The following is a 22,896-nucleotide window of genomic DNA, read 5'->3' as shown; positions in this document are numbered from 1 at the left end:
GGATTGCGGGGCGATCGGGGGAAGAGGGCACTGTGGGGGAGGACTCGCATAACCTCCGAGAGGGTGGTAATACCAGTGGTTACTTTGGCGATCGCAGCCATCCGGAAGGATTCAAATTCAGTTTTATATAAGTACCGCCGTAGTTGGGTAATGGTGCCTTCATGAATAATATCGCGCACGGTCTCATCGACGTTCAAAACCTCAATGACCGCCTCCCGCCCTAGGTAACCGGAGTTAAAGCATTTGGCGCAACCCTGCCCCTGTCGCCAACCCTGGGTATTCCCGACGGTGGGCGATAGTTCGAGAATTTCCAACTCCCGTTGGGTGGGGGTGTAGGGTGCGGTGCAATGGGGACAAATCTTACGCACGAGGCGTTGGGCCACAATTCCCAACAGGGCATCGCTGATCAGGCCGGGATCGGGACCGATGTCCTTCATTCGGGGAATGGCCCCGATCGCGTCGTTGGTATGCAGGGTGGTAAAGACGAGGTGGCCGGTTAAGGCAGCCCGCACGGCAGTTTCAGCGGTTTCATGATCACGAATTTCCCCTACCATGATGATGTCCGGGTCCTGGCGTAGGATCGCCCGGAGACCCGCCGCAAACGTCATGCCAGCCGCTTCGTTTACCTGGGTTTGGGTAATATTTTGCAGTTGATATTCCACCGGGTCTTCGACGGTGACGACGTTGACGTGCTCCTGGGCCACGGCTTGGAGGGTGGTATAGAGGGTGCTGGTTTTGCCGGAACCGGTGGGGCCAGTGAAGATAATCATGCCCTGGGGTTGTTGTATCCAGTGCTGATAAAGGGCGAGCGATCGCGGGGTAAAGCCCAGGCTTTGAATGTCCGTAAAGGGATTCTGGGCTGGCAAGAGCCGAATCACGGCTTTCTCACCCCCCACACAGGGAAGGGTGCTCACGCGCATATCCAACCCCAGTCCTTCCGCCTGGTGGGTCGCATACTTCTCACCAATGCGACCATCCTGGGGTCGCCGACTGTCACCAATGTCAATGTCAGACATGACCTTCAAGGCAACGACTACCCGCCGACTGATCTCCAGGGGGAGGACCGTAATATCGCGCAGGATGCCATCGATTCGGTAACGCACTCGCAGCCCAGAGGGGGTGGGTTCCAGGTGGATGTCACTGGCGCGGTTGCGCAGGGCACCGGAGATCAGGGTACGAATGCGGCCAATCTGGTCTACGGCTTTGGACAGGTAAAGCTCGGTGGTCTCACCAATGTCCTCCTGCTCAACTTCGCCCGTGAGGGGATTGACGAGGGGATCGGCATTGATGCAGGTGTGGTCAAAATTCAGGCTGTGATACCAGGCACGGTAGCTTTTTTCCGCGATCGGGACCACCTTGATGCTCGTCAGCGTGCGATCGCCTAACTGCCGGATTTGTTCGATCGCGAGGGGGATAGGACTGCCGAGGTAGAAACAACTGCGCCACAGCAGCAAGGGGATGACGGGGGGAAGGGCACTGCGATCGGGAAATTCGCGCAAAAACCGATAGGTTACCTCGGTGTCCAGGAGGCTCAGGTTCACCTTGCCCTGGGGATCAACCAGTAGGCTTAAGGCTGTTTCACAGTCAAATTCCTGCCGTCGCAGGCGCTGCCAAACGGACAGGGGGGGGGTAGCGCGTTCCATAGCGGTCTCCGTCAGGGGGGTCCCCTGCTGAATTCATCCAGTTAACCTAACCTAGACATGCACCCACAGACCTCAGTGTCCAGACTTTAGTGGAAGCCTCTAGTGCAAGGATGCCCGATCATTCCACCTAATCTGACAGTCTGGTCGGAGATTTGACTGTTTAGCCCCAGAAAATCTATTTCTGCCCAAATGAGTGGGCAATCTACCGTCCTGGGTCTTCCTTGGTCTACGGCGATGGGTTGATTGGGTTACAGTTAAAAAATGTAGCGTCGTGTGACCGGTTGCGTAGATTAGGCGTCAATGTTTTTAGGCCGTTTTTAGACCCGCGTACGGGGTTGAATCGCCCTGCGGTTATGCCAACCTCTCCCATACTGGTTAACACAAGCTTTTACTGGACATCAAAAGGATTGGGCACGAAACACGATGCATTATCTGTTCCTTTGGGCGATCGGGTTTGGGGCCTTTTGGCTGGCACGGCAGCTACGGGATGAGGTCTTTTTGTTGGTCACAATCCTGCTAGGTGTTGGCTTTGTGGTTTGGGGGTTAGCGTCAGCCCCCCTGCCCTTACAACTGTTGATCGAGGTGGGGAGCATCCTCGCCCTGTTCTCGGTTTGTCTAGGATGCAGCGGCAATCCTGATTAGGGCTGTTTGAGCGCATTCTGGGATCGGGGTAACAGATCGGCTAAATCCTGAACGACGCAATCGGCACCCTGTTGCCACAAACGATCGGGGTCCCCGTGGCGATCGACCCCGACAACCAGCCCAAATTCGCCTGCCCGTCCGGCTTGCACGCCCGCGATCGCATCTTCAATCACCACTGCCCGCTGGGGAGCGATGCCTAATTGGGCGGCGGCCTTAATGTAGGTGTCGGGGGCGGGTTTGCCCGGTAGGTTTAACTGTTCGGCCACGATGCCATCAATCCGCACGGGGAACCAGTCAATGAGGCCAATCCGCCGCAGGACTTGTTCACAGTTACGGCTGGAGGAAACCACGGCAATCTGGAACCCCTGGGTACGGCAATACTCGATCAGGGCGATCGAGCCGGGATAGGCTTGCAGGTCCTCGGATTGCAGGATGCCGTCAAATAGTTTGTCCTTGAGGTTACCAAGGGCGCAAATGGTGTCGTGGCCCGGTGCATCGTCGGAGGCACCATAGGGCAAACTAATCTGGCGGGAAGCGAGCAAGGCAGCGACGGCTTCGTAACGAATGCGACCATCTAGATAGCGTTTGTAGTCCTGGTCAATATCGAGCGGCTGCCAGGGTTCACCCGTTGCCCGCGATCGCGCTTCCAGAAAGGGATCGAACATTCGTTGCCAGGAGAGCGCATGGAGGTTGGCCGTGGGGGTAATGACCCCATCGAGATCAAACAAAACCGCATCAAAGTGTTCGAGGGTAAGCGACGACTGCAACATAGCACTCCTGGACAAAACGCGATCGCAACGAGGACGGATCTGATAATACGCGTCCCCAGGCCCGACTGGTGCAACTAAGCTAGACTGGCTTTTAAGGCAAGTAGGCCCTCCTGGAGGGTGTACCGTGGGGCAAAGTTTAGGAATTGCTGGGCGATCGTAATATTGGCTTGCGAAGCCTGAATATCACCAGGACGTGCATCCGTAAAAATCGTTTCAGCCTGCCATTCTGGGAAACAGGCTTGTAAGGTGTTTTTTAGCTGAATCAGGGAAATTGCCTTACTGGTACCAATATTGCACACCAGTGAAGCGCCTGGTGCCAATGATATGGTTAGGGCTTGAGCAAAGGCCGTTGCGACATCTTTAACGTAAATAAAGTCCCTGGTTTGGCTACCATCGCCGTTGATCGAGATTGATCGACCTTCACGCATCGCTTTGCTGAAGATGGAAATGACACCGGAGTAGGGGGAATTGGGATCTTGGCGAGGGCCAAAAACATTAAACAGACGCAGGCTTACGGAGGAGATGCCTAAGTACTGGCTAAAGAGGGCGATATATTGTTCCCCGGCTAGCTTTTGGAGACCATAGGGTGAAATAGGCTGGGTGGGTGCTGTTTCCGCGATCGGGACTGCCTGCGGATTACCATAGACAGCAGCAGAGCTGGCAAAAACAAGGCGCGGAATGGACAGTTGTTGGCAGAGTTGGATCACGGCAACCGTGGCTGAAATATTATTCTCATGGGTGGCCATTGGTTCTAACCAGGATTGGGTAACCGATGGTGTTGCCGCTAGATGCACCAGACCATCATATTTTTCCGGTAGATCCAAAGAGTTACAACTAAGGACACTTTTCTCAATCAAACGCAGGCGATCGCTATCAGGTAAATTTTGAAGCTTACCTGTCAAGAAGTTATCAATAACAGTAATTCGATATCCTTTTAAGAGAAGTTCTTCGAGTAGATGAGATCCAATAAAGCCTAGGCCACCTGTCACTAAAAAATGCATAATAATCCACCACAGCAATAATTTATCGACATCCTTTAAAATAAAAATGAATTCCCGATAAAGATCCTAATATCTCCTGTTTAAGGGTTGCCAATCGTTGTGGACGGTTCATGAGTAGACTTGCAAGAAAAACTTTAGAGAGATAAATAGGTGAGAGGGCAATTCGGATCAAATTACCAAGATGATGAAAACGCTCAAAGCGAATGAGTAACTCTGTTATATGACCGCGCATATAGTAGAAAATCTGTTTTTTAAGGCCAGCCATTTCGCGGCGATGGCAATGGTAGGCAACAACCAGCGGATCATAGCGGCAGGTAAAGCCCAATGCTAAAATGCGATACCAGAGTTCAGAGTCACCGCTACAACCTGCTGCACCAACGTCTAGGCGCTCATCAAAATCCCCGATTTTGCTAAAGATTTCCCGTCTAAATGCCATATTAGCACCTGCTCCGATCCGCCAAGCCGGAGCGCCAATAACCCAATACTTCCGAAAGTAGACCCTATCATAAACGAGAGGTTGATACCCACGGTTAAAACTCCAAAACTTTTCAAAAATATATTGAGATTCCGTTTCTAGCTCGGCGGCAAAAACCAACCCTGTAACTGCCATTGTTTCTGGATCTGCAAAAGCACGCTTTATCTGTTGAATCCAGTTAGGGTGAATTAAAACATCATCATCTGTGTAAACAATAATATTTTTAGTACTATTTTTAATGCCAGCATTACGCGCATAATCCAATCCTGGTCGCGGTTCTAAGACATAGCGAATTTGTGGTAGGTTGGCAACGAGTAATTGCGTTGCATCCGAAGCGGGAGCATTGTCAACAACAATAATTTCTTCAGGCAGAGGAGATAGATGCAGTAAGGACTCTAAACATTGGGCAAGATGCTCAGGACGATCGCGAGTACAAATGACAACTGAGACAGTACTCTCTACGGTTTGTGAATATACTGATCGTAGCCGTAAAACATAGGGTTCCCATTTCTTTAACATCTCTGCATTAGCAGGGATTAAGGTGGTGTTCTGAATAAGATCCAGAGGTAGGGAGATCGATGCATCGATTAAACTTGCCTTTAAATTAGGGAGAATAATAGGTGTAGCTATCTCTAGTAATGCCTCGGTTGAAGTTGGTAATTGAGGTCGAGTGAATTCCTTATCACCTAGAGGGATACCATGCCACCAAAAGACAAAATAAAAAGCTAAGTAATTTTCATCGATCGCAGTTTTCCAGTCATCTTTTTCAAGATGAATATGAATAATTTGAAAAGGATGAAATATATTCATGATTTTATAGTAAATACTTGATCTATATAATGGGTAAGTAAATTAATAATTTTCAATAGGCTTGCTTTGATATATCGTTGTATTCGATAAAGATAATGTAGAGTTACATTTTGATAGGGTAATAAGCCAATTTTTAAGGCTTGCCAAACTTGCGGATCATCAATATGTTGTTCTTTTAGATAGGTCTCTACCCATTTAAGATACTGAAAATGAGGTTCACTATATTTCGTGGGCTTATACTTGCCGGAACGTTGCTCAACATAACAAGCTGAATCTAGATGTTGACGATAGCGATCGTAGTGTTCAGTCACAACTAAAGCCGGAATTTTGAGATACACCTTAGTAAAGAAAGCCCGATCTTCAAAGAGACTTCGGAAACTATCTTCAAATCCCCCTAGCTCTACCATGAGTGATCGCAGCATTAAAATACTACAGGTAGCCGGTGCATTAGCTTCATTTTTAAGCATTTTAATCAGTAGTGTAGGGGGAGTATACACTTTGTCTGGTTTCACCCCAATTTCCCTAAGAATATCACGATTGTTATCCTCTGGCTTACCGGTCCAGCTAAACCAATATTGGGTTGGGCCAAAGACAATACCAATGTCAGGGTTATTCTCTAGTAACATAACTTGCTTTTCCAGCTTTTGAGATAGCCAGACATCGTCAGCATCTAGGAGGGCAACATATTTGCCTTTCGCTTCGCGAATACCTAAGTTACGTGTAGCACTCATGCCCAAATTTTGATGACTTTCATGCTCTAAATAACGAATTTTATCTGGATATTTCTGAGCATAAATCTGGGCAATTTGAGTACTCCTATCTGTTGAACCGTCATCCACTAAGAGTAATTCCCAGTTAGGATACGTTTGCGCAAGAATACTCTCAATAGCTTCTTCAAGATACGTTTCTGCATTTAGGAAAATAATAATACCAGAGACGAGAGGATGAGTCGCCATATTGAGCTAGTTATTAAACCATAGAGATAAGTGTCGAGCAAATTCTTCACCAGACCAATTTTCTACTGCCTGACGGGGAAGTTGAAAACGATCGCTACCACGCCAAACACTCTTGGGGACTGTCGTACAAGCACAGCTAAAGCCAACATTCTGGACGATAGGAACGGTTTCCGGTGCGTAATCCCCAAACGGATAGGCAAATAGGGTGACTGGCCGGTTCAGCCAATTCTCTAAGGTTTGTTTACTCTCGGCTAATTCAGTTCTTTGCCGCTCTAGAGGTTGAATAGACAGGTTGGGATGGCTGACGGTATGGGCACCAATCGTCACGATACCGCCCTGATCGAGTTGTCTGATTTCATCAATCGTCATGGGGCGATAGTCAGCACGGGTAGTTGAGGTATCCTGCGCCCAGGCCCGAATCTCCGCGATCGCCTGTTGCTGTTCGGACATGGCGAGAGGACGCAAGTGCTCCCAAATAGTCGTGTAGAAGGCTAAACGGGAACCGGATGGGGCTTCCCAGGGTTTATAACGGCGATCGTTGGCTTGATCTTCCTGGGTATAGGCGATCGCCTGTCCCAATTGCCACGTATGGGTTCGGTCTGCTAGGGTCAGCGTTAAAACCGGGGGAAGGGTTCCAGGTGTCAAGACAATTCGAGCTAACTCATCCCACCAAAACTCCTGGTTTTGACCGGTATAGCCTGTGGCAATAAAAAATGTGGCTGGGACTTCGTACTGTTCTAATAGGGGACTTGCATTTTTAAAGTTATCAACATAGCCATCGTCAAAAGTAATGGCTACAGCACGCTCCGGAATATTGCCCTCTTGATGAGCTTGGGCTAATGCCTCTAGGCTCATGGGGTTCGCATTCTGTCGTAATATCTGCAAATGTTCTGCAAAATGTTTAGGGGTGACGGCTAAGGCCCAGGGATCTTGATCGGGTTCAGCCACTTGGTGGTACATCAAGATAAGCGCTCGATTGCCAAAGCGGCTCAGCAGCCATTCAACCGACTGTTTGGCCTTCCGCGTTACCTTTTGCCGGAATCTCCTCATTCAGGACTCCTCAGTTTTAACAGCACGAACAGTAATTAACATTTCATAGTAGCGATCGTGAAAGTTGAGTTCCTCTTGAGTGAGTTCCTCCGCAGAAATTCCTTCAAGAAAAGCGATCGTTGTTAATACATTACCATGAGCTTCAAGTTCAAGGTTATCCGGAGAAAAAGTAGCTTCAAACAACTTACGGGCAGATATGGTTGTAAAATTCCAACAGTGATAACTACCCCACTGATCACTCGGAGTTTGACTAATACCAGAAAAAGTAGCCAGCACTACTCCATTAGGTTTTAAAATTCTATAAACAGTTTCGAGAGCCTTGGGAACCTCATAGATAAACTGTAATGTTTGTGTTAATATCAAGCAATCAAAAATGTTAGAAGGAATGTGATCAGCGTTAGTTAAGTCGCCAACAAAAGTTGCGCACGGGTTACCAGCTTCAATATGTAAAACATCTCGTTTAGAAACGCGATTACCGCCGAATTGTCGTGTATAAGAATCATCGCCAATTTCGAGAACGCGTCCTCGAATGTCTTGACTATATTTATTTAAAAAGTTTTCGATATAATAGCGATCAACGGGTTGACCACGATCGTAGCCAAACTGACGACTAATGGGTTGGATATTTCGTAAATCTCCAAAATTTATTTTTCCTAGGGGAGGATTACCTTTCACAACTGTCAATAAATATCGGAGCCAATAGGGTTTAGAAGAGAAAAAAAAAACATTTCAGCACCTCATTATTAAAAAGTAGGATAATAATTCACAGGAATTCGATAATTTTATGGACCAGATACCGAGCCTAGGCTAGGAGCTACCCAAAGCTGAAAAAGAACTTTCTTCAGGCAATTTTTTAAGCGAAGATAGATCTTTTTAGGCAACATCAATAAATAATACAAACGAGGATATTTGTAGGGCCATTTTGCTGTTTCTAATGCTTGCCAAATTTTTTTGTCATCAATTTGTTTAGAATTTAAATACGATTCAAACCATTTTAGGAAAAATAGCCTGATTTCAAGGTAGTTTTTTGTTGTTGCCATACAAGACTTTTGATGAAGACGATAGTAGTCTAAACACTCACTAGCGACATAAACTGAAGTTGCCAGATAAACCTTGCTGAGAAAAGCTTGATCCTCATAGAGCTGGTACCCCTTCTGAAAACCCTCTTCAAAACCGCCGATAGTATCGAAAATATTCCTGCGCAACAAAATATTGGATGGACAGGGTGCTTGAGCATTACCTAGTGGATAGCAGATAATAGTTAATTCTCCTGGAGAGTACAATGTATTAGTCTTAAGACCAGGATTGGGAATGTAATCTTGACTCGATCTTACAACATTTGGGTCCCAAGTACTCCAGTAACGACTCATGCTAAACACCATTCCGATCTCTGGATAGGTTTCCATAATATCGACTTGGTAAGCCAGTTTATGGGGTAACCAAACATCATCGGAATCCAAAAAAGCTACATATTTTCCCTTAGCATGAGCAACTCCCAAGTTGCGTGTTGAACAAACACCACAATTTTGATGATTTGGGTGTTCTAGATAGAAGATTTTTTCGGGGTGTTTTTTTGTGTATTCTTGAGCAATTTGTGGGCTGTGATCAATAGAACCATCATCAACTAGGAAGAGTTCCCAGCGACTATAGGTTTGAGATAAAATACTTTCAATAGCTTCTTGAAGAAACTGTCCAGCATTATAAATAGAAACAACAATAGAAACTAATGATATTGATTCCATAGGTGTAATGTTAGAACTTTTCAAGAGATGAAGGATTCAGAGAAATCTAAACTGTAATTTTGGCATTAAAGATTTGCAACATAAATTTTGTAAATTCAAAAATTGATATTTAAAAGCGTGGACCCAGTTGTTTTCGCCTTGCGATCGCAGTTTTATAACTAGCTTCTTGAGAAACTCCAACTTTTTCTAAGTTATAAACATCTAAAATTCTCTGCCGAGCTTTTCGTCCTAATTCCATTCTCAAGTCAGGATTTTCTAATAATTCTAAAACCGCAGCGGCAATTTTGTGGGGACTGCGTGGCGGGACAAGCCGACCTACTCGATTTTCGTCTAACATTTCTGCCATACCACCTGCATTAGTGCCAACTACTCCCCTGGCAGCAGACATAGCTTCCAAGCAAACATTAGGAAAATTATCCCAAATGCTTGGAAATATGCAGACATCAGTTGTAGCCATTATTTGCGGAATCTGAGCCAAAGGGACAGAACTAACAAATTCAGTATAGCTTAAATAAGATTGCAGCTTAAGCTCTAAAAATTGTTTCATATTTAAATCTCTCCGAGGAGAAAACTCAACTGAGCCTACAAAACGAAATTTAACTTTAGAAAATTTTTCACAAATAATTGGAATAGCTTTGGCTAAATCTAGCACACCTTTACGAACTTCAATACGACCTAAAAAAGTAATCGTATTAGTGTGGCTGTCAACTGGGATACTGAGAAGGGCAGGATCAGGAATATAGGGATATGGGAAATACATGATTTTATCAGAGTCTAAGCACCATTGCTTAGTTAGCTTTTGGCCAATTTCTCGTGAAGGGGCCACGATAACATCTGCTTGCAGAGTATGGTTTCTTTCAGTAGCCACTTCAAAATAGTTTGTATAACGCCAAGAAGGTATTTCCCTCTGTGTAATTGTAAATAAATAGTACTTTAGTCTGGCTTTCCACTCTTCAGATAGCATCTTGTAGCGAAAAGGATGGAAAAAAGGCATTGCTTCAAATGTCCCTTGAGCAGTCATAAAGGTAGGCGTATGCAGTTTTACAACTAAAGGAATATCAGGGACTAAGTGGACAGCAACACGCGCATCTGCACCATACTCTGGTCCTTCTAAAACATCAAATTTAATTTCCTCATGGCGCTTTGCCCAAACGGGAGCAATTCGTTCTCCAAATCTTAAATAGTCTTCTTCTAGGATTCGATGAACTGTGAATCCATCCTCTATAAAACAGCCTTCACGGTCAGGGCTACTACTGAAGACCTCAACATGATGCCCTCGTTGATGCATCATCTTTGCCGCTTGATATACATAGGTTCCAATGCCACCATAGGCTGCATCTGGCGGACATTCAAAGCTAATAAATGAGATTTTCATATTTTTTCCTGTATTGTTCATACTTCTATTTTATTTTAAAAGCATACAAAACCTAAGCCTGGTTTAAAAGCATTTTTTTCCAAGAACGTCCTGCGGTCAAAACCTTCCAGCGAAACTTCCAACCCATATCTTCTCGAAAAATTTCAAAACGCGGAATTTTATAAGGATGAACACCCGGATTGACGAAATTCGGCTCAACAGTGAAAGCTGCTTCTAAACCAATGTTCTGAGCAATCTCAATAACTTTTTCGTTATATTCTCCATGAGGATAGGCAAATAAACTAGGTTTGGATATACCAACGTTTTCTAAATCATCAATAGCCCCCTTAATCTCAGGCATTAACTGATCTTCTGATATCTGGGTTAACTGAGGATGAGTTTGAGAGTGCGCACCAATAACAAACCCACCAGCAACCAGTTGTTTTAATCCTTCCGTATTCATCAACTGAAGTGCAGGCGCACCAATTTTTTGATCCCATTCATTAGTACCGCCTAGACGACGCGTAACAGCAAACGCGATCGCGGGAATACCATACTCTTTCAAGATTGGCATTCCAAAGTCAAGAACATCTTGATAACAATCATCAAAGGTGATTAGAATAGAGCGTTTAGGTAGTCCACCCTTCCCTTTAAGAAATCGTAATAACTCACTCGTGTCAATAAATCGATAATCCCACTTAATGAGAAGCTCCATTTGTTGCCGAAACTGCTCTGGTGGAACACCGTAGCTTTCTAGAATAGGGGTCTTCGCTAAATCAGAGATAGAGTGATAGCAGAGAATCCTTAGGGGCCTAGGTTGAGGAATTCCGCCAGCATCCCGTACACCTTGGAAGTATTCCAAATTGACTAGCTTAAAGAATACTTTAGTTGCGAACTCACTCTCATTTCCTCGATCTAAAATGCCTAAGATAAACCACCGAATTAGCCAACGCAACCATCGCAAAATTACGCGATCTGCCAGGGTTTCAGAGCGATAAAATAAGCTTGCTGCCTCTTCAGGATGTAGTCTTGCAAATAAAACATCTGCTCGTCCGGCTTGACGATATTGTCGCAAATATTGTCGAGGCGTTACAACATATTTTTGCCAACTAATTGCCTGGGGATTAAATACAGCCTTATAGCCTTGTTGTTGCAATCGATAGCAGAAATCAAGATCTTCATTACCAAAAAAGCCGTTACGGTTAAAATTCGCATTGAACCCACCTAAGTGCTGAAAAATATGTTTTGCTAAAGAAGCTTGTCCTGTAATCAAATCATGCAGTGTTAGCTGAGTATTTGGCTGAGAAAGAAGTTCGGCTCGCTCATCAGCCCATGTCTTAACAGATTTGCTCAAAAAGTTTTTAGGAGAGTCTGGGTGGAGGGGAATATGGCCAATAACCATATCAGCCCCCTGTTGGTGAGTACGATCGTGCTCTTGTAGGAGATGGGGATGCGCCTCCATGTCATCATCAAGAAAAAGTAAAAGCTCTCCCTCTGCGGCTGCCGCGCCGTTATTGAGTGCGGTCGCTCGTCCCTGGTTAGGCTGTTCAATAACTTTTAATGGAAAACCAAGCCTTAACTGACGTAAAGCATCGCCTGAAGCATCCGTTGAACCATCCACTACAACAATTACTTCAAAGTTATCATCAAATATTTGTTTTTCTAGAGCTTGTACTGATTGAACTACAACATCTCGTCGTTGATAAGTTGGGATAATAATACTAAAACGGATTAACAAATTTGCATTAGAAGATAGCTGCGCAGTCATGATTAGCTCCTAAAAAGTTGCGAGAGTTTTACAAACTCTTTCCCCCTAGTTTTTTTATTTCTTCTATATAGAACTTGTTTTAGCATATTTTTGACCTTCTTCAAGATCTGTTTACCTTTATACAAATTAGGATGTCGGTAAGGAAAAAGCTGAGCATTCATTGCCTGCCAAATTTTGGGATCGGTTACACCCTGCTCTCGGAGATATTTTTCTATCAGAAGCATCTCGGCTAGATGCACAGGTTGGGGAACATCTTCATCAAACCATTCTCCCCTCTCACGGGCGATCGCGGTAATGCTTCGACCATGTTGACGATATCGATCCCAACAAGCATTCTCCATAAATATAGGTACCTTTAGATAAATTCTAGCAAAAAATGGGCCATCCTCATTCAGGAAGGAAACTTCTCGATCAAAATAACCTATTTCATCAATAACTTGACGTCGAATCAGAACGCTGCAAGTGAGTGGGGTACCTAACTTGTTATATAAATAATCAATAAAAAATTTAGGCGGCTGAACTAAGGTATTAGGCTGGATATCTGAACCCCAGATCGGTAAAAATTCTTGATCTTTTCCTAAGTCTTCGTGATTACCGGTCCAGCTATACCAACGATTGTGTGCTCCGAAAACCATACCTGCCTTAGGATAGTCTTGAAAAATGCTAAGCTGCTTTTCCAACTTTTGAGGTAACCAAATGTCGTCAGCATCAAGAAAAGCAATATATTCTCCCTTGGATTGCCGTATTCCTAAATTACGAGAAAGACCTAGTCCTAAATTCTGATGTTCAGGATGTTCCAGATAATAAATCTTTTCTGGATATCGTCTTGAATAGTCTAAAGCAATTTCCATGCTATGGTCAGTTGAGCCATCATCAACTAACATGATTTCCCAGTTACCATAAGTTTGAGCTATCACACTCTCAATCGCTTCTGAAATATAATTCTGTCCATTTAAAAAAGCAATTATGACTGAGACTAGTGGCTTAGTGCTAGGAAAATTAGTTGTTGTCATAATATTTTAGAGGTGTTTATATGGAGTTATCTTTTTGATAAACCTTTCCAGTGTGTCAGAGCTTTCTATTTTTATTTCGGGTAGTCTCAAAAAGGATTTATTTTGATCACAAAAGCCAGAATATTCAGTAATTGCAAAGTTATAGCCAGCGACTCCAGCGAGATACTCTATAAAAGCATTAGATTTACCATAGGGATACACAAAGATTGGCATTGAAATCGCTAATTCACTTTCAAGTATAGACCTTGACTTTTGAATTTCGTACCAGATTTTTTGAGGTGATAAGGAGGTTAGTAATTGACGATGCATAGAGTATGCAGCAAAACTAACGCCTTGCGATTGGAGCTTACGAATTTGTGGCCACTCAATCAGAGAAATTTCCTGATTTTTCTGAAAAGGGTCAAAAGTTTTTGATTTTCCAACTTCAGATCCATAAATACATAAAGTTGCAGAAAAACCATAATCCTGAATTAATGGCCATGCATATTCTAGAAAGCTTTTTCGACATTCTTTAAATAGAAGGACAACAGCTCGATCTTTTAAAGGATAATTTTCTAGTATGGAGTATCCCCAATCCTCTACTTTTAGACTATAGTATCCTGCTTCCTTTAAATAACGCAGTTGCTTTTCAAAGTTCACCAGGGAAATCTGGTCAGGAAAGTCAGTTTGATCTTGGAGTACAACTTCAGTATAGGAAAGAATAGGCAAAGAATTAATTTTATTTATGACTATTCCTTCAGCAATTTCTTGGGGGAGATATTGATATTCTAAGTCATTATAAATTTCAATAGATTCTGGCTTGTTTTTTTTGCTAAGTTGACATGGACGCTCATTGCGCTGAAATAGTTGGATACGATAAAGAGGTGTTTGTAATTCTTTCACATAGTTTAAGGCACAGCACCTTGAAAAGGTTTCTCCAATAAACTTGCCACCGATCGCATGATCCCAAGAAAAGCCAGAACTGTTTGGATCATCAACTAACACATTAGAATGAGTCATTACTAGATAACCACCTACTTTAATGGCATTAACAAATTTCTGCACAATACTTGCTAAACTAGAGCGATCGGCTACAAAATATAATACTTCACTGCAAATGAGTAAATCAAAATTGTCAGGTATTGCTTCTCTGACAAAATCAAGACACTGAAAGTTGACGTTACTAAACGTAGCACAGCGCTGTTGACAACGAACTAATGCAGTCTGAGAAACATCAACTGCTAGCAATGATCTGACCTGTGGTGCCAATTGCACTGTAAAATATCCCTCGGCACACGCAATCTCTAGTACTCTATCTTTTGCTACTTCGGGAATTATATTTAAGGTCTGCTCATATTTGGTCTGTTCATATTTATTAGTATAGTCCCAAGGATTAGGTTGATCTTTGAATAAATTTTCAAAATACTGTTGAGGATTGTAAATAGGATGATCAGTGCTGAGTTGTTTTGCTGGCATCAAGTGATTATAAATTCGATATGCTAAGCCACGTATCTGCGGCCATATTAGTATCCATGTCCAAAGATTACACTTTATAAACTGTTTTACTCGATAGATAAAATATAAAATTGGGCGTTTTAGTAAAACAAAATCTGCATATTTTTGGACTATAAATTGGGATAGATCCCTAGGCTTGGCATACTTTCCAAGCAAAAGTTGGAAATTTCCATAGGCAGAAAGACTTAATTTAGAAGTTCCAGATTTAACTTCAAGAAGATCCAGAAAGTTCTTAAGATACTCTTGACGGCTGTCCCAAAGTCCGTACCACTCAGAACGAGGTTGAGATGCAGCTACAAAGATGTGTACAAAAAGGGAATGAGCTACATAATAAGCATCTAGTTTAGAAAAACTCGTTTCATCAAGCAAGTCAAACAAGTGGTTAGGATTTTTCATCCCACCGATTAAATAACCTGCACAGGCACAAAGGAGATAAAGTTTTTGTTCAGTTAATTCAGCGATCGGTAAACCATTGGGATAAACCGGGTGGATGGTAAGTGAGCGTGGATCAGGCCCATGTCCCCAAGTTAAAACTTGAATACCATCTTTTAAAAGTTGATAACCGTTACGCGTTAATGAATCCGGTCGCGTTCGGTAGACGGCTAACACTTCGTTGACAACACCAAAGCGGGCCGTACTTCGAGCAATCCGCTGCCATAAGGCCCAATCTTCACAGGAACGCATGGCACTATCAAAAGGACCGAAGGTGTCCACTAAGGTTTTGCGCACAATAAAAGTATGCACAATAGAGACACAGCCTTGAGCAAAATGTAAAAATAGATCTCCCCATGTTTCTGGCAAGCTAGAAAAGACATATTCACCATCTGGCAATGCATAAGTCCAGCCACAATAAACTACATCAAGGCTGGGATCAGCATTTAGTTTTGAGCTTAGTTTTTCTAAATGTTGAGAGAAAATCCAGTCATCAGAATCTAAAAATAATAGCCAGTCATAATGCGCTATTTGTAAACCCGTGTTACGTGCCCCACTTGCCCCCTTGTTTTTCTGGTTGATTAGGCAGATACGCTGATCCTGCTTGATAAACTCTTTAACAACGTCTTCTGTGTTATCACTGGAACCGTCATTAACAACAATTGCTTCCCAGTCTGAGAAAGTTTGCGCTAAAAGCGATCGCAAAGTATCAGCAATTGTGCTAGCTGCATTATACGCAGGGATAATGACAGATATTTTTATACTCATATTGTCACCTCTTCACTGCAATGTAATGAATTCTCTAATTTTTATTATTATGAGCTTTAACTTATTCGATTTATTCTAATTTATTCTAACTTAGGATTTTATTGGAAGATTCCATAAAATCTATTTTGGACAAATGTTGTACATTCAGTAATCTAAATTGACAAGTCACAAAACTATAGGTGTCTTCCATCCCAAACTCCCTTTCCGAAAGTTGTGCCACCTCAATTTCAAATGCCATGTCTATATAATCAAATGCATCATCAGGGGGGCTAGTACCAAATTTGTCTGCCCATAAGCCTACGATATAGATTCCAGGTCTTAAATGTAATTTTTCAATATTTATTTTGACTAGATTGAAACCTTTTTCGAGAAACGCAACTTCACCAGTTTCCACAATGTCAACATTAACTAATTGTACTCCATTTTGAGTAGAAATTACCACTGCGAGACTTCCAACTGATGTAGCATAATCAGCTTCAATAATAAATTCAACATCAAGTTTGCCATCCGAATAAGCTTGACAGGCAACTTGTTCATTATTACTAGTAAATTTAATCGCCTTAAAACGAACATCACCTGTTCCTAGCCGTGGCAAGCTAGAGACATCAAACCACTGATTGGCTTTCACCGTAGCAAAATTACTAGATAGATAGTATGGTATAATATCGCTCGTTTTACCGTAGTTAGCAATCTGCCCCTTTTCTAGGAAAAGGCATTGGGGGCATAGTCGTTGAATTGTGTCCATACTATGACTAACAAATAGGACTGTGCGCCCTTCATCTTGAGAAACGCTCTGCATTTTGCCAAGACATTTCTTTTGAAATTGCATATCTCCTACAGCTAGAACTTCATCAATAATCAGGATTTCTGGCTCTAGATGAGCAGCTACAGCAAAAGCCAGACGTACATACATTCCTGACGAGTACCGTTTTACCGGTGTATCTAGGAATTTATCAATTTCAGCAAACGCTACAATTTCATCAAACTTCTTCTTTATTTCAGCATTAGTCATCCCTAGAATCGAGCCATTCAGAAAAATATTTTCTCGTCCTGTTAGATCAGGATGAAACCCAGTACCGACTTCTAATAAGCTAGCTACCCGACCTTGAAGCTGAATTTCGCCGGTTGTTGGCTCTGTTATCTGGCTCAAAATTTTTAGGAGTGTGGACTTGCCTGCACCGTTGCGCCCAATAATTCCTAGGCGATCGCCCTGTTTTACTTCAAAAGAGATATCCTTTAATGCCCAAAATTCTTCCCGACTGTTTTTTAGTTCATAACCACGCTGACCAAAACGACGAATTTGCTGTCCTACCGCCTTAGCAGCATCCACCAGATAGTCTTTCAAGGTTATTTGACCTGCCAGTTGTTGATGCTGTAACAGGTATTTTTTGCCTAGATTCTCGACCTTAATCACGGCATCACTCATTATGAGATATCTCAGATAACATCTGCGAATCGCCGTTCCGTTTTACGGAAAAACCAGATCCCGCTTATGAGGACTAAAGCCACTAAAATTAGTGATAGCACAAACCCTGGCAAATATAATCCTTCCGCATTGCCAATAATAGCCCAACGAAATCCGTCAATTACCCCAACCATTGGATTGAGCGAATAAAGCAAGAACCATTCTCTTGGAATCACACTACTACTAAAGCCAACAGGTGAAACATATAATCCAAACTGGACGAGGAAAGGCACAATATAGCGAAAATCGCGGAATTGTACATTCAGGGCTGAGAACCAGAGTCCTGCTCCCAGCGTCAGGGCGATCGCGATCGCGATAAAAAATGGCAACGTTAGAATCCGCCAACTGGGGACGAAATTGTACCAGGCCATTAACCCCAGCAAGATCATCCCAGAGACAACAAAATCCACAAAATTAACCACCACTGAACTGGCAGGCACAATCAGGCGCGGAAAATAAATCTTGGAAATCAGGCTAGCATCATTGATGAGGCTATTGCTGCAATCCATCAAAGCACTAGAGAAAAACTGCCAAGGCAGCATTGCTGAAAAGACTAAAATTGGATAAGGGGCATTGTCAGACGGCAACTGGGCAATTTTACCAAAGACAACTGTAAAAATCACCATTGTGATAAATGGACGCATTAAAGCCCACAACAGCCCAATTGCCGTTTGCTTGTAACGAACAAGAATATCGCGCCAAGCTAGAAAATAGAGCAGTTCTCGATAGCGCCAAATATCTGCCCAATATCGTTTATTGGCTTGTCCAGCCTTAATGACTAAAGTTGTGTTGGTCATAGCTAGCAAGACCTTGCCATAGGAGTTGCCTGTCGGTAGAAGCCAGCAAACAGGGGCAGCAAATGATGAAATAAATGCCCAATCAATACCATCATCTTGACCTTAAGTGTGGCGGACAACTGATGCGCGATCGCCTCTCGATTCGCGACCACAGGTTGTGGCCCAACAGGCAACACTGCCGACAACCCTGACTTTGTACCTAAACGATATCGGTAACCTTCTAATAATAGGCGATAGAAGCTCGGGCGCAAGCGTGGCGTGAAGGGATCAACCTGTAACGCCTGCCTAATCCAGTGCTCGGTTTGGGCATCATCTCCTGAGCGATCGCTCTCAAACGCTAAATACATGAAAAAATTGCCCTTGGATAACCGTAACAAGCGCTCTGGCAGATTCGGATAGCGTTGATGGACCCACGCAAGCACCTGACAATAGGAGTTTGCCATCGTAGTGTAATTACGGGACATACTGCTCGACAACTTGCGGTAACCAATTAGGAACTCTGGCACAACTTGAAATTGGTAATGTTCCGCCAGCCGCAAGTATAAGTCCAGATCCTCACAGCCTTGAGCACCCTGGGCACGCAGTTCAGTACTATAAAGGCCCACTTGCTCCAAGCAGCAGCGACGGATCACGGATGCACTGGCATTGCCCAAAAAATCATGGCAAAGCAGCGTCAGAAAAACATCACCCTGAATTGCAAAGGCTCGGCAACCTGCTAATGGTAAGCCATTTTCATCAATATAGCTTGACCACGCATAGACCACCCCGACATTGGGATCACTGCGTAGAAAGCAGGCGATTTGCTTTTCCAGATTTTGGGGATACCAGAGATCATCCGCATCGATCGGCGCAATGAACTCCCCCTTCGCCGTCTGAATTCCGAAATTCCGAGCAGCCGCTACCCCACCATTCGGCTGTTGCAGCAGGCGAATCCGGGGATCACGATCGCCATAGGCTTGCGCGATCGCCGCCGTTTGATCCGTAGACCCATCATCAATCACCAACGCCTCAAAGTGGGGATAGGTTTGGGCCAAAATCGAATCCAGCGTTTTTGCGAGAAACGGCTCAGCATTATAGGCTGGCACAATCACAGAAACGAGGGGTAATGTTTGGGGTTGTGCCATAGGTGCTAGGGAGCCGTATAGATCTTCGGGAAATAGGCCCGATACTCCGGGGGAAGCAGGGAACTAATTTGGGTACGCAAACGGTGAGCCGTTTCACCCTTCCAGGCACTTTGCCACTGCCAGAGGTGCCCCAAAATGAAGGCTAGGCCACTGTAGAAATAATACAACCAGTGCATCCCAACACTGCGTAGGGCAAAAACAAATCCCCGCTTTTGATAGAAAAAGCGATAGACATCCCAGTTGAGCCACAACAACGCCACCACACCCACTAGCAATAACCAGAGGAGGTAGGCATTCAAGAGGCTACCCAGCAAAACCGCAATCATCGTGAATATCGTCACCACACTCAGACGACTTGCCACACTGAGGTTCAGATCATTACGAAGGCCCGTATTATTCGTCAAGAGCAAGCGCGTCCAAGGTACCCCCCGATCGAGGATATCCGTCTTGACCAGGTTCGGCAGAGTCCAAGCTTTATGGTGCTTCACCTGCACCTGCTTAGCCAGAAGAATTTTGCCCCCCAGCCGGAAAATGCGGAACCCCAAATCAATATCTTCAATGCTGGGTCGCGGATAACGCTGCGTATTAAACCCCCCGATCGCCAGGAACGTCGATCGGCGTACTGCACCACAACCAGCCCAGAACGTCGAGGCCCGTTCCGAACTCACTTGATGCACGTAGTGGTGCATCAGGTTTTTAAACTGCGCGACAAAATTATCGGCCTTAGGCGCATCATCATAGGACCCAAAAACCGCATCTAGCCCCGGCTGTTGTTGCAGCACCTCAACCAAGTTACCCAGCGTATCGGGGTGGACCTCGCAATCGGCATCAATAAAGCACAGGTACTCACCCCTCGCAATTTGGGCACCCTGATTGCGGGCTGCCCCTGGTCCCACCCGCCCCCGTGTGTGCAAGAGGGTTGCCCCAAATGCCGTTGCCACCTGTACGGAATCGTCTTCAGACCCGTCATTGATAATAATCAATTCCCAATCTTTGTATTCCGAGCTTGCCAAGGCTTGCAGGCAATCCACAAAGGCCTGCCCCCCGTTATAAACGGGAACGAGCACTGACAGGAAAGGCATAGTCCCTACCATAATTGCAATTCCTCCCTAATCCCTACATCCAGCGACCCGTCGCACTGGCCAGTGAACTGACCGCTGTGGGGTCCTCGGGGAACAGTTGTGCCATCAAGCGGAAAACATCCTCAATCACGCCATCACTGTTCATGTAATGGAACGATCCCGTCCGGCCCAAGAGATGCAGATTTGGCCATTGGCCCAAGTAGTCCTTCACCCGCTGGAGTTTCTCCTGGTAACCAATGTTGTAGACCGGATAGGCATAGGGTACCCGCAGAACCCAACTCTTAAACACATCGGGTTCGCTGACCCAGCCGATCGCATGCATTTGCCCCACCACTGTGGCGGTAATTTCTTCATCCGACATCTGCCACGTCGGCTCCCCACGACTCGCAAAAATCTCCACCGCTAAGGAGGTATAGCGATCGTCCGGGATCATCGCCGCGGACCAGTTCTTGGGTTCATGGGTTCGCCCAAACATTAAATTGCGATCAGGGAAATAGGTCCAACTATCCTGACTCACCTGCTGCTTATCGATCGCCAGGAACAGACAAATCAAATCCCGGTATTCCAGGTCATACTGCTCTAGCGCCTCGCAACTGCCCAACTCGGCGGGAATCGCTTCAAGTAAGTAGTTCAGCGGAATCGTCGAAATCACCTGATCCGCACTTAAGGTGTGCGTCTGCCCCTCCCGATGCCGTAAGGTCACCTCAAACCCACCCGATTCCAGGGGCCGCAGGGTATTCACCGTCGTGGACGTATGAATGGTACCCCCCATCCGAACAATCTCTTGTCGTAGGGTTTCCGGGATCAGGCCAAATCCCTCACGGGGATAGTAGAACTGGGAGATGGCCGTAGCGGGAGCATTTTGTGGCGGGAAAATCGCATGACGAACCGCCCGCCACATACTGGGAATCCCAATGCGCTGCGATGCCCAAGCGGCAGATAGGCGATCGCAGGGGATACCCCAAACTTTTTCCGTGTAGGGTTGGAAAAAGACCTCATAGAGCGCCCGACCATAGCGCTTGATCACCCAATCCTCAAAGGACACGTCCTGGCGCTGGCGCTCAGTGACCTTGGCCGTCAGGTAGCTGCCAATCATTTCAATCGCCTTGAACGGCGAGAAGATGGTCAGGGCACCTGGAAATTGAATCGGATAGTCCACAAATTGGCGGTTGAGATAAATGTGGCTGAAACGCGGCACGGTGAGCAAATCCGCCTCCAAGAGATCCTTGAGCCACTGCATCACTGAGGGGTTGTTACTATGGAAGCGATGGCCCCCAATGTCAAACCGGAAGCCATCCCGCTCAAATGTGCGGGCAAGGCCCCCAACCTCGGCTCCCTTCTCGACCAGGGTGACCTGGCAACCTTGCTTCAGGAGTTCACGGGCAATAGTTAGGCCCGCGATGCCCCCACCTAGAACCACGTAGCCGCCGCCCAAGCGGGTTGGCGTTTCCTCCAAGCATTCTGTAGCAACCATAGACTTCTCTTAATGGGTGATATAAATCAGGGCAATCAGGCTAGGGGTTATTCTCAGCCATTTCTCCAAGGTTGAAGAAGGGTTAGGCAGAGTTCATGACGAATAAATAGCGAAAAGAACTTTCGGCACCAGGTAAATACACACTCAGCAACAAGCCTCTCCAGTTTCGGTCTCGGCGATGGACAAGATAGCGTTAGCGGGAAAAGGATAGACTTGCCTTAAGTAGTATTGTGGCAGGTGTACTTCAAAAAAATAAGGGCTTCACTGAAACTTTATCTAAGTAATCTCACGGGTAATGCCGAGATACAGCCGTTCCCTCTCTAATGAAGTGCTGTCAAGCCTTGCGAACAAGGGGCTTAAGCCCCTTGCCTGTACCTCACTGAGTATGGAAGTGCTGTAAACCCAGGAGACTAGCGGGATCGGTTGCAGTGGGGGTGGGGGACACGCTCGTTCTCAAGCAGTACCCCCCAGACTTGAAGCTCCCCAATCTAGCGGTTACAGTGGGGGCAGCCAGCCTCTAACTCGATCGCCGGGAATCTTGGTACGATCAAGATAGGGTTGGCGGCGCAGCCGTCCGCTAATCCTGGGCGACTGTCTATCCCCTTTAAGTCAGGTGACCTTAACAGCCATGAACAGGCGTTGGCATTATCTCAGCGTTTTCCTGCCTCCAGCCCTTGCCGTGGGGGCGATGCTTCTGCCGCCAGCTTTGCCCCAAGGGCAGGCACAAGCAACGGGTGAAGCGCCTGGACGTGCCCTCACCCTGCGCTCGGATGTGCAGGAAGCAAACGCTAAGACAGGTGTGGTCACGGCGCGGGGGAATGTCCAGATTAACTATCCCTCCCGGCAGATCCAGGCCACTTCAGCCCAGGCCCAATATTTCAGTAAGGAGCGGCGGATTATCCTGACGGGGGATGTCTTTGTCCTACAGGAAGGCAACAGCCTGCGGGGGGAAACCGTCACCTATTTGATTGATGAGGGACGCTTCATTGCCCATCCCCAGCCCACCAGCCAGGTGGAATCCATCTATATTGTGTCC

General features: G+C 45.4%; 19 protein-coding genes. 2 read left to right on the top strand and 17 right to left on the bottom strand.

Annotation, left to right across the window (positions count from 1 at the left end):
* On the bottom strand, positions 1-1,643 hold a 1,643-nt coding region (locus tag ACWIUF_RS07835), incomplete at its 3' end, for a GspE/PulE family protein (RefSeq protein WP_448571730.1).
* A gap of 423 nt (positions 1,644-2,066) precedes the next feature.
* On the opposite strand from ACWIUF_RS07835, the gene ACWIUF_RS07830 reads away from it, so the two are divergent.
* The gene (locus ACWIUF_RS07830; RefSeq protein ID WP_448571729.1) at positions 2,067-2,285 is read left to right on the top strand and encodes a hypothetical protein; all 219 of its coding nucleotides are present in this window, start codon (positions 2,067-2,069) and stop codon (positions 2,283-2,285) included.
* Here the strand turns inward: ACWIUF_RS07830 and ACWIUF_RS07825 are convergent.
* The 16 genes from ACWIUF_RS07825 to ACWIUF_RS07750 all read right to left on the bottom strand — a co-directional run bounded on the left by ACWIUF_RS07825 (position 2,282) and on the right by ACWIUF_RS07750 (position 21,860).
* The gene (locus ACWIUF_RS07825; RefSeq protein WP_448571728.1) at positions 2,282-3,055 is read right to left on the bottom strand and encodes an HAD family hydrolase; all 774 of its coding nucleotides are present in this window, start codon (positions 3,053-3,055) and stop codon (positions 2,282-2,284) included. The two genes, ACWIUF_RS07830 and ACWIUF_RS07825, sit on opposite strands and share 4 nt — an antisense overlap.
* Before the next feature lie 74 nt (positions 3,056-3,129).
* Positions 3,130-4,056 (bottom strand): NAD-dependent epimerase/dehydratase family protein, encoded by a 927-nt coding sequence (locus ACWIUF_RS07820; RefSeq protein ID WP_448571727.1) that lies wholly within the window; start codon positions 4,054-4,056, stop codon positions 3,130-3,132.
* A 22-nt stretch (positions 4,057-4,078) separates the two neighbouring features.
* Positions 4,079-5,341 carry a glycosyltransferase family 2 protein gene (locus tag ACWIUF_RS07815; RefSeq protein ID WP_448571726.1) on the bottom strand — a complete coding sequence of 421 codons (1,263 nt, stop codon included), beginning with the start codon at positions 5,339-5,341 and terminating at the stop codon, positions 4,079-4,081.
* Positions 5,338-6,297, bottom strand: a complete 960-nt coding sequence (locus tag ACWIUF_RS07810) for a glycosyltransferase family A protein (RefSeq protein WP_448571725.1) — start codon at positions 6,295-6,297, stop codon at positions 5,338-5,340. Before ACWIUF_RS07810 ends, ACWIUF_RS07815 begins: the two co-directional genes overlap by 4 nt.
* Before the next feature lie 6 nt (positions 6,298-6,303).
* Positions 6,304-7,347: a polysaccharide deacetylase family protein gene (locus ACWIUF_RS07805; RefSeq protein ID WP_448571724.1), complete on the bottom strand. Its 1,044-nt coding sequence runs from the start codon at positions 7,345-7,347 to the stop codon at positions 6,304-6,306.
* The gene (locus ACWIUF_RS07800) at positions 7,348-8,022 is read right to left on the bottom strand and encodes a class I SAM-dependent methyltransferase (protein ID WP_448571723.1); all 675 of its coding nucleotides are present in this window, start codon (positions 8,020-8,022) and stop codon (positions 7,348-7,350) included.
* A 107-nt stretch (positions 8,023-8,129) separates the two neighbouring features.
* Positions 8,130-9,089, bottom strand: a complete 960-nt coding sequence (locus ACWIUF_RS07795) for a glycosyltransferase family 2 protein (RefSeq protein ID WP_448571722.1) — start codon at positions 9,087-9,089, stop codon at positions 8,130-8,132.
* Between the two features lie 109 nt (positions 9,090-9,198).
* The gene (locus tag ACWIUF_RS07790) at positions 9,199-10,464 is read right to left on the bottom strand and encodes a glycosyltransferase family 4 protein (protein ID WP_448571721.1); all 1,266 of its coding nucleotides are present in this window, start codon (positions 10,462-10,464) and stop codon (positions 9,199-9,201) included.
* 52 nt (positions 10,465-10,516) lie between these two features.
* A complete protein-coding gene (locus ACWIUF_RS07785) occupies positions 10,517-12,211 on the bottom strand; it encodes a glycosyltransferase (protein ID WP_448571720.1) in 1,695 nt (564 codons plus the stop codon).
* A 2-nt stretch (positions 12,212-12,213) separates the two neighbouring features.
* A complete protein-coding gene (locus ACWIUF_RS07780) occupies positions 12,214-13,224 on the bottom strand; it encodes a glycosyltransferase family 2 protein (RefSeq protein WP_448571719.1) in 1,011 nt (336 codons plus the stop codon).
* Between the two features lie 6 nt (positions 13,225-13,230).
* The gene (locus ACWIUF_RS07775; protein WP_448571718.1) at positions 13,231-15,918 is read right to left on the bottom strand and encodes a glycosyltransferase; all 2,688 of its coding nucleotides are present in this window, start codon (positions 15,916-15,918) and stop codon (positions 13,231-13,233) included.
* An 85-nt stretch (positions 15,919-16,003) separates the two neighbouring features.
* Positions 16,004-17,344 carry an ABC transporter ATP-binding protein gene (locus ACWIUF_RS07770; protein WP_448571717.1) on the bottom strand — a complete coding sequence of 447 codons (1,341 nt, stop codon included), beginning with the start codon at positions 17,342-17,344 and terminating at the stop codon, positions 16,004-16,006.
* A gap of 11 nt (positions 17,345-17,355) precedes the next feature.
* On the bottom strand, positions 17,356-18,180 hold the full coding sequence (locus ACWIUF_RS07765) for an ABC transporter permease (RefSeq protein ID WP_448571716.1): 825 nt from the start codon (positions 18,178-18,180) through the stop codon (positions 17,356-17,358).
* A gap of 2 nt (positions 18,181-18,182) precedes the next feature.
* Positions 18,183-19,304, bottom strand: a complete 1,122-nt coding sequence (locus ACWIUF_RS07760; protein ID WP_448571715.1) for a glycosyltransferase family 2 protein — start codon at positions 19,302-19,304, stop codon at positions 18,183-18,185.
* Positions 19,305-19,309: 5 nt separating this feature from the next.
* Complete coding sequence (locus ACWIUF_RS07755) at positions 19,310-20,386, bottom strand: glycosyltransferase family 2 protein (protein WP_448571714.1); 1,077 nt, start codon at positions 20,384-20,386, stop codon at positions 19,310-19,312.
* 34 nt (positions 20,387-20,420) lie between these two features.
* A complete protein-coding gene (locus tag ACWIUF_RS07750) occupies positions 20,421-21,860 on the bottom strand; it encodes an FAD-dependent oxidoreductase (protein ID WP_448571713.1) in 1,440 nt (479 codons plus the stop codon).
* 628 nt (positions 21,861-22,488) lie between these two features.
* On the opposite strand from ACWIUF_RS07750, the gene ACWIUF_RS07745 reads away from it, so the two are divergent.
* On the top strand, positions 22,489-22,896 hold a 408-nt coding region (locus tag ACWIUF_RS07745), incomplete at its 3' end, for an LptA/OstA family protein (RefSeq protein ID WP_448571712.1).

Source organism: Trichothermofontia sp. (assembly GCF_053493415.1).
The sequence above is the reverse complement of the archived record's forward strand: the minus strand, read 5'-3'. Positions and strand labels throughout refer to the sequence as shown.

Excerpts from the sequence above, each read along its gene's own strand:
- ACWIUF_RS07830 (WP_448571729.1), top strand. The coding sequence starts at position 2,067 with ATGCATTATCTGTTCCTTTGGGCGATCGGGTTTGGGGCCTTTTGGCTG.
- ACWIUF_RS07825 (WP_448571728.1), bottom strand. The coding sequence starts at position 3,055 with ATGTTGCAGTCGTCGCTTACCCTCGAACACTTTGATGCGGTTTTGTTT.
- ACWIUF_RS07820 (WP_448571727.1), bottom strand. The coding sequence starts at position 4,056 with ATGCATTTTTTAGTGACAGGTGGCCTAGGCTTTATTGGATCTCATCTA.
- ACWIUF_RS07815 (WP_448571726.1), bottom strand. The coding sequence starts at position 5,341 with ATGAATATATTTCATCCTTTTCAAATTATTCATATTCATCTTGAAAAA.
- ACWIUF_RS07810 (WP_448571725.1), bottom strand. The coding sequence starts at position 6,297 with ATGGCGACTCATCCTCTCGTCTCTGGTATTATTATTTTCCTAAATGCA.
- ACWIUF_RS07805 (WP_448571724.1), bottom strand. The coding sequence starts at position 7,347 with ATGAGGAGATTCCGGCAAAAGGTAACGCGGAAGGCCAAACAGTCGGTT.
- ACWIUF_RS07795 (WP_448571722.1), bottom strand. The coding sequence starts at position 9,089 with ATGGAATCAATATCATTAGTTTCTATTGTTGTTTCTATTTATAATGCT.
- ACWIUF_RS07790 (WP_448571721.1), bottom strand. The coding sequence starts at position 10,464 with ATGAAAATCTCATTTATTAGCTTTGAATGTCCGCCAGATGCAGCCTAT.
- ACWIUF_RS07785 (WP_448571720.1), bottom strand. The coding sequence starts at position 12,211 with ATGACTGCGCAGCTATCTTCTAATGCAAATTTGTTAATCCGTTTTAGT.
- ACWIUF_RS07780 (WP_448571719.1), bottom strand. The coding sequence starts at position 13,224 with ATGACAACAACTAATTTTCCTAGCACTAAGCCACTAGTCTCAGTCATA.
- ACWIUF_RS07775 (WP_448571718.1), bottom strand. The coding sequence starts at position 15,918 with ATGAGTATAAAAATATCTGTCATTATCCCTGCGTATAATGCAGCTAGC.
- ACWIUF_RS07770 (WP_448571717.1), bottom strand. The coding sequence starts at position 17,344 with ATGAGTGATGCCGTGATTAAGGTCGAGAATCTAGGCAAAAAATACCTG.
- ACWIUF_RS07765 (WP_448571716.1), bottom strand. The coding sequence starts at position 18,180 with ATGACCAACACAACTTTAGTCATTAAGGCTGGACAAGCCAATAAACGA.
- ACWIUF_RS07760 (WP_448571715.1), bottom strand. The coding sequence starts at position 19,304 with ATGGCACAACCCCAAACATTACCCCTCGTTTCTGTGATTGTGCCAGCC.
- ACWIUF_RS07755 (WP_448571714.1), bottom strand. The coding sequence starts at position 20,386 with ATGCCTTTCCTGTCAGTGCTCGTTCCCGTTTATAACGGGGGGCAGGCC.
- ACWIUF_RS07750 (WP_448571713.1), bottom strand. The coding sequence starts at position 21,860 with ATGGTTGCTACAGAATGCTTGGAGGAAACGCCAACCCGCTTGGGCGGC.